Raw genomic sequence first — 6,725 nt, forward strand, 5'->3', positions numbered from 1 at the left:
GCATAGTACTTTTAGTATACCATCTCGATGGGGTCGTTCCAAATTCTGCCCCAGAAAGAAATAATGATTTCAGACCGCTAAAGGTCCTATTCAAAGACCATTTGGTTAGTATACAGTTCGGCGTAGAAGCCATTTTCCTTGACCAATTCTTCGTGAGAACCACGTTCAATGACTTGGCCATCCTTCAAAACGACAATTTGATCAGCGGATAAAATCGTCTTCAGACGGTGAGCAATCACAAAGGATGTGCGGTTGGCCATAACGTTATCCATGGCTTCTTGAATCTTTGCTTCAGTGACCGTATCGACGTTTGACGTTGCTTCATCTAAGATTAGCAGATCAGGATCCGTCAAGATTGTTCGAGCAATTGAAAGAAGCTGCTTTTGCCCACTAGAGAAGAGGTCTTTTTCAGGGGAAATTTGTGTATCGTATTGGTCTGGTAAGGACATGATAAAGTCGTGGATGCGTGCCTGTTTGGCAGCTTCTTGCACTTCTTCTAAGCTTGCATCCGGCCGACCATAGCGGATATTATCCATGATTGACTTGGAAAAGACAACTGATTCCTGCAAAACAATCCCAACGCGGTCACGCAAGGAATAAAGGTCAAAGTCTTGTAGCTTTGTGCCATCATAGGTGATTTCACCACCCGACAGGTCATAGAACCGATTTAACAGGTTCATCACAGTCGTCTTACCTGAACCCGTTGGTCCCACCAAAGCAACCATCTGCCCCTTCTTAACCGTAATGGAAACGTCCTTCAAAATTTGTCGGTCTGGATTATAGGCAAAATCAACATGCTTTAAGGCAATCTCGTTCTTGAGCGGACCAGCAATCTTTGTCCCTGTATTGACCTCATCGTCTTCCTTTTCAACCTCCGTAATCCGGTTGGCACCCGTTACAGCTAGTTGTAAGGCGTTATAGATGGTCGTCAATGAGGTAATTGGTTGGAACAGTTGTTGTGAGTAGTTAACAAAGACAACAACTAAGGCCAACCCAGAGGCCTTATCCATGCCATTATGCAGCACTAACCAAGAACCAAAGAAAATTACAATTGCTAAGTTGAGCAAGGAGAACCCCTGCATCAAGGGATTTAACAGGCCGGAATAGAACTGGCCCTTTTGGCTCGCTACTCGAAGCTGATTGTTAAATGGTTCGAACTTTTCAATCGAATCCGCTTGGCGTCCTTCCGTTAATAGAACTGTTTGTCCTGCTAGCTGTTCATTAATATAACCGTTCATGTCAGCCGTTGCCGCCTGTTGGTGGTTAATTTGAACCTGAGCATATTTGGCAATCAGTAAGGCACCGATAATGGCAATCGGCGTTGCAGCCAATGTCACCCACGCCATCGTTGCTGATTTGGCAAACATCATCCAAATTACACCAGCAAAAAGCAGCGCTTGGGAGAAAATCTGGAAAACGGCGTTATTCATGGCCGTAAAAATATTATCTAAATCAGAAGTAAAGAGTGATAAAACTTTTCCGTCCTGGTGGGTATCAAAGTAGCGCACTGGCATTTTTTGGAGCTTGCCAAACAAACCACGCCGCATCACTCCTACTGAATCGGACGAAATTTTTGCAGTCATAAGACCAGAAATTAGCAAGGCAAATTCGGTCAACACATAAAAAGCAATCATGGAAAAGACGGCCACATAAAAATCATGTAGGGATCCATGACCCCCAGGCGTTAGCGAGGCTACCAAGTAATGAGTCAAGGACGAAATAGCATCCCCCAAATAAAGCGGTGCCTTAATTTGTGCATAGGTTGCCACTAAAATTAAGAGCAGCGAAATGAACAAGGCCCGCCAGTATTGCTTTAAGTTTTTAACAAAGTAGGCAAGTGCCGTTTTAATTTCAGCCATGGTTGTCCTCCTTTGCTTTTTGACTTTGGTAAATATCTTGGTAGATTTCAGACTGGTCAAGGAGCTCTTGGTGGGTTCCAACCCCAACAATCTGCCCCTGATTCATGACTAAAATCTGATCGGCATGGATAATTGAGGCAATCTTTTCGGCAATAATCACCTTGGTGGTTGTTGCAAAGTCCTTAGCTAGTGCCTCTTGAACCAACTTTTCGGACCGGGCATCCAAGGCGGAAGTTGAATCATCCAAGATTAGCAGACTCGGATTTTTAACCAGGGCTCTGGCCAGCGATAACCGCTGCTTTTGCCCACCGGAAAGGTTGGAAGAGCGTTCCGAAACTTCTTGACCAAAGCGGTCAGGATATTGGTTGATAAATTCACTGGCTTGGGCCTGATCGGCCGCTTTTTCTAAATCAGCCAAACTGGCATCTGGCCGGCCCATCTTTAAGTTGTCTTCAATCGTGCCGGAAAACAAGACTGGCTTTTGCAAGACAATTGACAGGTTTTGGTGTAGCGTTTCCTGGTCGATGGTTTGTAAGTCTTGACCATCGATGTCAATCTGACCCGCACTTGGCTGATACAAGCGTGCCAACAACAGTGCCAAAGTTGACTTTCCGGACCCCGTCGACCCAACGATTCCAAGTGTTTGGCCAGCAGGCAGATTAAAGGAAATATCGCGCAAAACCTGCTTGTCATCATTTGGATAGGCAAAAGAAAGGTCACGAACGTTAATGTTCCCATTTAAACGCTTAACTGTTCCATTTTCAGCATTTTCATGAATATTAATGGTGCTTGGCTCGGCCATCACCGCCCCAATTCGCTTCAAAGAAACCAAACCACGGGAGGCCATGTTCGAAACCATCCCCATCATCAACAATGAGAACAAAATCTGATTTAAATAGGTGATAAAAGGCGTAATCTTTGCCAATTCATCGGGGTTCTTCAAAATCGTTTGCGAAACCAAAAGTAAAGCAGCAGCAATCGCGATATAAGAAATCAGCATATAAACCGGCGTCATTAATGAAAAGATATAAGCAATCTTTTGGTTTAAATCCGTCAATTCCTTAGTACTGGCTGCAAAGTTATCTTCTTCTTGCTTTTCTTGGTTAAAGGATTTCACTACACGGACAGCTGAAAGGCTTTCCTGAGTAATGGTATTGTTCTTGTCCAAGATATGTTGGAACTTGCCAAACAAACCACCCATTTTTCCAAAAATGCGTCCCGTTGTCAGCATGATTAAGATAATCATCAAAACAATGACCCACCATAAACCAGGCATGGTCCAGATGGCTAATACCAAACCACCGGCAAACAGGATTGGCACGCGTAAAATAATTTGCATCAACTGCATGGCAAAGCGTTGAACCTGGTTAATATCATTGGTTAACCGAATCACCAAGTTAGCAGATGAAAACTTTTGAATCTGCGTCAAAGAAAACGACTGAATTTTTTCGTATTCAGCGCGTCGTAAATCAGCCGCAACACTTTGAGAAACTCGGGAAGCAAAAAAGGTTCCGGAAACCCCGGCAACCATGCCAACAATTGCCAAAGCCAACAACCAGACCCCATTATGGAGGACAGCCTGCGAATTATCAGCAATGATGGCCGATAACATCCGCTTTAAAAACTGCGGCTGCAATAATGTTGCCGTTGCCATTGTCACGACTGCTAAAACAGCGCAGGCGATTTGCTTCCAGTAAGGCTTGGCATAATGTAATAGTAAATGCATCAATTCTTCCTCATCATGTTTCTGGGGCAAATCAGTATTCCTTGGAATTTTTGTCCCTCTTTACTGGTAAAAAGACCCTCCCGAATTGTTTGGGAGGGTCTAAGACGACTGTTTGTTTGCGTCAAACAAAACAAGTCATGTCTTAATCTTTGGCTTCGTCCTTAGCTTCTTCAGCAGTGGTATCGTCAGCCTTCGCTGCTTCTTCAGCAGACTTTACTTCTTCAGTCTTAGCTTCTTCTTCAGGCTTAACAGTCCGGATAGCAGTTGCTTCAAAAGTCAAAATAACGCCTTCGGCGTCCAAATCAACAGTCTTTGCTTCTTCGTTGACAGCATCAACAACAGCATGCAAGCCACCAATGGTGATAACCTTAGCACCTGGCTTCATGTTGCTACGCATTTCTTGTTGGCGTTGTTGCTGTTTCTTGCTTGTCCGTGACATCCACCAGAGCATGACAACGATAATTAATAGAGGGAAAATGAAACTTTGCATAAGAACTTCCTTTAATTTATTTTTGTTTAAACTATTGTAACAAATTTTTAAAACAAACGCGCGTTGGCTTTGTTATAACCATAATCTTCTAAGACCTGCTCGCGGAATTCCAAAAGTCGGTCTTCTTCAATGGCAGTCCGCATCTCTTCCATTAAGTTCAACAAGTAGCGCAGGTTGTGCTCAGAGGCAATCTGAGCGCCTAGCAACTCATTCGCATTAAAGAGATGGTGCAAGTAAGACCTGGAAAGGTTTTGATAGGGACTATAAGATGGCAAATCATATTGCGCTAGGTTGCCAAACTGATTTGTTCGAATTGGATTCTTTGAATAGTATTCCAAATCAGAATCGATGGGTGAAAAGTCATTCTTGTACTTTGAATTCTTGATCACCACCCGACCACGCTTGGTCATCAGTGTTCCCTTACGACCAACTCGCGTTGGCAAGACACAGTCAAACATGTCCACCCCGCGAATCACAGAGTCAATCAAGGAATCAGGAGCGGCCACGCCCATCAAATATCGGGGCTTGTCCTCGGGTAAGATTGGCATAGTAAAGTCCAAAACCCGGTTCATTTCCTTCTTTGATTCACCAACAGATAAACCACCAACGGCATAGCCTGGCAAATCCATCTTGACTAATTCCTTAGCGGATTCAGTCCGCAAATCGCGGAAACCTGCTCCCTGGACAATTCCAAACAAAGCCTGAGTATCGGTCTTCTTGTGATACTGTTGTGCCCGGTCCGCCCAGCGCAATGATCGCTGCATCGAATCGCGGATATACTCATAGGTTTCAAAATAGGGAATGGCTTCATCCAGCTGCATCATGACATCAGAACCCAAATTATTCTGAATGCGCATGGCCACTTCTGGCGACAAAAACATCTTGTCGCCGTTCACGTGGTTGCGAAAGGTTGCTCCCTCTTCACTCAATTTTCGTGAATCGGACAACGAGAAGACCTGAAAGCCACCAGAATCCGTCAAGATGGCCTGATCCCAGTCCATATACTTGTGTAAACCACCGGCCTCGGCAATTAACTCATCGCCGGGTCGAACCCACAAGTGGTAGGTATTGGCCAAGATAAACTGTGAGCCAATTTCCTTCAGTGTTCGATTGTTGACGCCCTTAACGGCACCCTGAGTCCCAACCGGCATAAACATTGGGGTTTCAAAGGTTCCATGAGGAGTATGTAACCGGCCACGACGTGCACCGGTATGTTTTTCAGTATGAAGGTGTTCGTACCAAACGGCACCCTTTTGCTGTGTCATATTTCACCTGCTTCAAAAAATTTTCACTATGCCCATTATAACACGGTCCATCTTGGAAACGACTGACAAGCAAAATAGTCTGAAAAAGCGGCCCGCAAAACATCATAATTGAGTGTTATGATACTATTGTGAAATTGACTTAAAGCTAAAATAAGAAAGTTGGTTATCGAATGGAACAAAATTATATCGCTCGGATGCGAGCAAAGGTTGGTCACGAAGGCATGATTTTCCCTTCTGCCTGGGGGGTTCTTTGGAATGAGACCCACGATGCCATCCTGCTAGAAAAGCGTGGCGATTCAGAGAAGGGTTATGGTTTCCCCGGTGGTTTCTTGGAATACGGCGAGTCACCAATGCAGGCCGTTGTCCGTGAATTTAAAGAAGAAACCAACCTCGATGTCGAAGTGGTTCGCCTTTTAGGCGTTGCCAGCCACGTCACAGATAAAAATTCCTGGGGCGATGCCCAAGAGACCTTGTCAATGGGCTTTGAGGTTCGCTTGGTTCCTGGTGCTAGCGCATCCGATTTGGTTGTCGATGGTGACGAAACCTTGGCCGCCAACTTTATTCCGGTTAACCCAAGACCAGAAATGTTTGTTCCCGCTGCGGCGGAAACACTCGAACGTGTTTTGACTGAAAATGAGGCAAGCGACCAACCTTGGTTACGTGAATCTGTTTCAAACAAAAAGGCCTGAGGCCTTTTTTATTTTACCCTTTCGACAAAAATTGTTTATTCATTCCCTAAACTGCAAATGAATCAAAACCTGAGCAAATCATCCCCCGGCGCGCTTGATTCCCGGGTCAACCTTAATACCATCATTCTCAAATATTTAAAAGTATTCTTTGATTTGGCAGATTACAAGTTTAATTCGAACAACTCCGAAAAACTTCTAGTGGCGTCTGGTAGTTATGTAACTTCATGGGTCGATTGTTGATCAACTCAATTGCCTCATAAAGTCGCTGCTCATCAACATCTCGAAAGTTAGACTTCTTCGGAAAGAAGTATCGTAATTTACGGTTGAATAGTTCATTACTGGCTCGTTCCCATGGGGAGTACGCATGGCAGAAATATACCGATATCTTGTACGTATCTCTTAACTCACGATATCCTGAGAACTCTTTTCCATGATCAACAGTGATACTTTTTACAGTGCTGCCAAACGAGTTCATGAAACGTTGAAAGGCAGTTGCCATGGCCTCCTTAGTTCGATTGTGTACCTTGATTGCCCAATAGACACGACTTTGGCGCTCTAAAAAGGTAACCACACATGTTCGATCTTGACCTCGACTAGAGAGAACAGTATCAACTTCCCAGTGCCCAAATTCTTTCCGTTCATTCACTTTTTCAGGACGTTTTTCAATGGTTTGTTCTACTTTGAAAGTTCCACGTG

General features: G+C 44.3%; 6 protein-coding genes. 1 reads left to right on the top strand and 5 read right to left on the bottom strand.

Translation table 11 applies throughout. The annotated features are described in order from the left end of the window. Positions 1-86: 86 nt before the first annotated feature. From FEFB_RS06235 to tgt, 4 genes are all read right to left on the bottom strand, one after another. Positions 87-1,859 carry an ABC transporter ATP-binding protein gene (locus FEFB_RS06235; RefSeq protein WP_047975374.1) on the bottom strand — a complete coding sequence of 591 codons (1,773 nt, stop codon included), beginning with the start codon at positions 1,857-1,859 and terminating at the stop codon, positions 87-89. Further along, positions 1,852-3,585 carry an ABC transporter ATP-binding protein gene (locus FEFB_RS06240; RefSeq protein ID WP_047975375.1) on the bottom strand — a complete coding sequence of 578 codons (1,734 nt, stop codon included), beginning with the start codon at positions 3,583-3,585 and terminating at the stop codon, positions 1,852-1,854. Before FEFB_RS06240 ends, FEFB_RS06235 begins: the two co-directional genes overlap by 8 nt. A gap of 142 nt (positions 3,586-3,727) precedes the next feature. Further along, positions 3,728-4,075, bottom strand: a complete 348-nt coding sequence (gene yajC / locus FEFB_RS06245; RefSeq protein WP_047975376.1) for a preprotein translocase subunit YajC — start codon at positions 4,073-4,075, stop codon at positions 3,728-3,730. Between the two features lie 47 nt (positions 4,076-4,122). Next, positions 4,123-5,340, bottom strand: coding sequence for a tRNA guanosine(34) transglycosylase Tgt (gene tgt, locus FEFB_RS06250; RefSeq protein ID WP_047975377.1), 1,218 nt, complete (start codon positions 5,338-5,340; stop codon positions 4,123-4,125). Between the two features lie 170 nt (positions 5,341-5,510). On the opposite strand from tgt, the gene FEFB_RS06255 reads away from it, so the two are divergent. Continuing rightward, on the top strand, positions 5,511-6,029 hold the full coding sequence (locus FEFB_RS06255; protein ID WP_047975378.1) for an NUDIX domain-containing protein: 519 nt from the start codon (positions 5,511-5,513) through the stop codon (positions 6,027-6,029). A 169-nt stretch (positions 6,030-6,198) separates the two neighbouring features. Here the strand turns inward: FEFB_RS06255 and FEFB_RS06260 are convergent. After that, on the bottom strand, positions 6,199-6,725 hold a 527-nt coding region (locus tag FEFB_RS06260), incomplete at its 5' end, for an IS30 family transposase (RefSeq protein ID WP_047975379.1).

Source organism: Fructobacillus sp. EFB-N1, assembly GCF_001038455.1.
Taxonomy (GTDB): Bacteria; Bacillota; Bacilli; order Lactobacillales; family Lactobacillaceae; genus Fructobacillus; species Fructobacillus cardui.

Bases quoted from the DNA above. Each gene is read 5' to 3' on its own strand.
- FEFB_RS06235 (WP_047975374.1), bottom strand. From the start codon at position 1,859: ATGGCTGAAATTAAAACGGCACTTGCCTACTTTGTTAAAAACTTAAAG.
- FEFB_RS06240 (WP_047975375.1), bottom strand. From the start codon at position 3,585: ATGCATTTACTATTACATTATGCCAAGCCTTACTGGAAGCAAATCGCC.
- yajC (WP_047975376.1), bottom strand. From the start codon at position 4,075: ATGCAAAGTTTCATTTTCCCTCTATTAATTATCGTTGTCATGCTCTGG.
- tgt (WP_047975377.1), bottom strand. From the start codon at position 5,340: ATGACACAGCAAAAGGGTGCCGTTTGGTACGAACACCTTCATACTGAA.
- FEFB_RS06255 (WP_047975378.1), top strand. From the start codon at position 5,511: ATGGAACAAAATTATATCGCTCGGATGCGAGCAAAGGTTGGTCACGAA.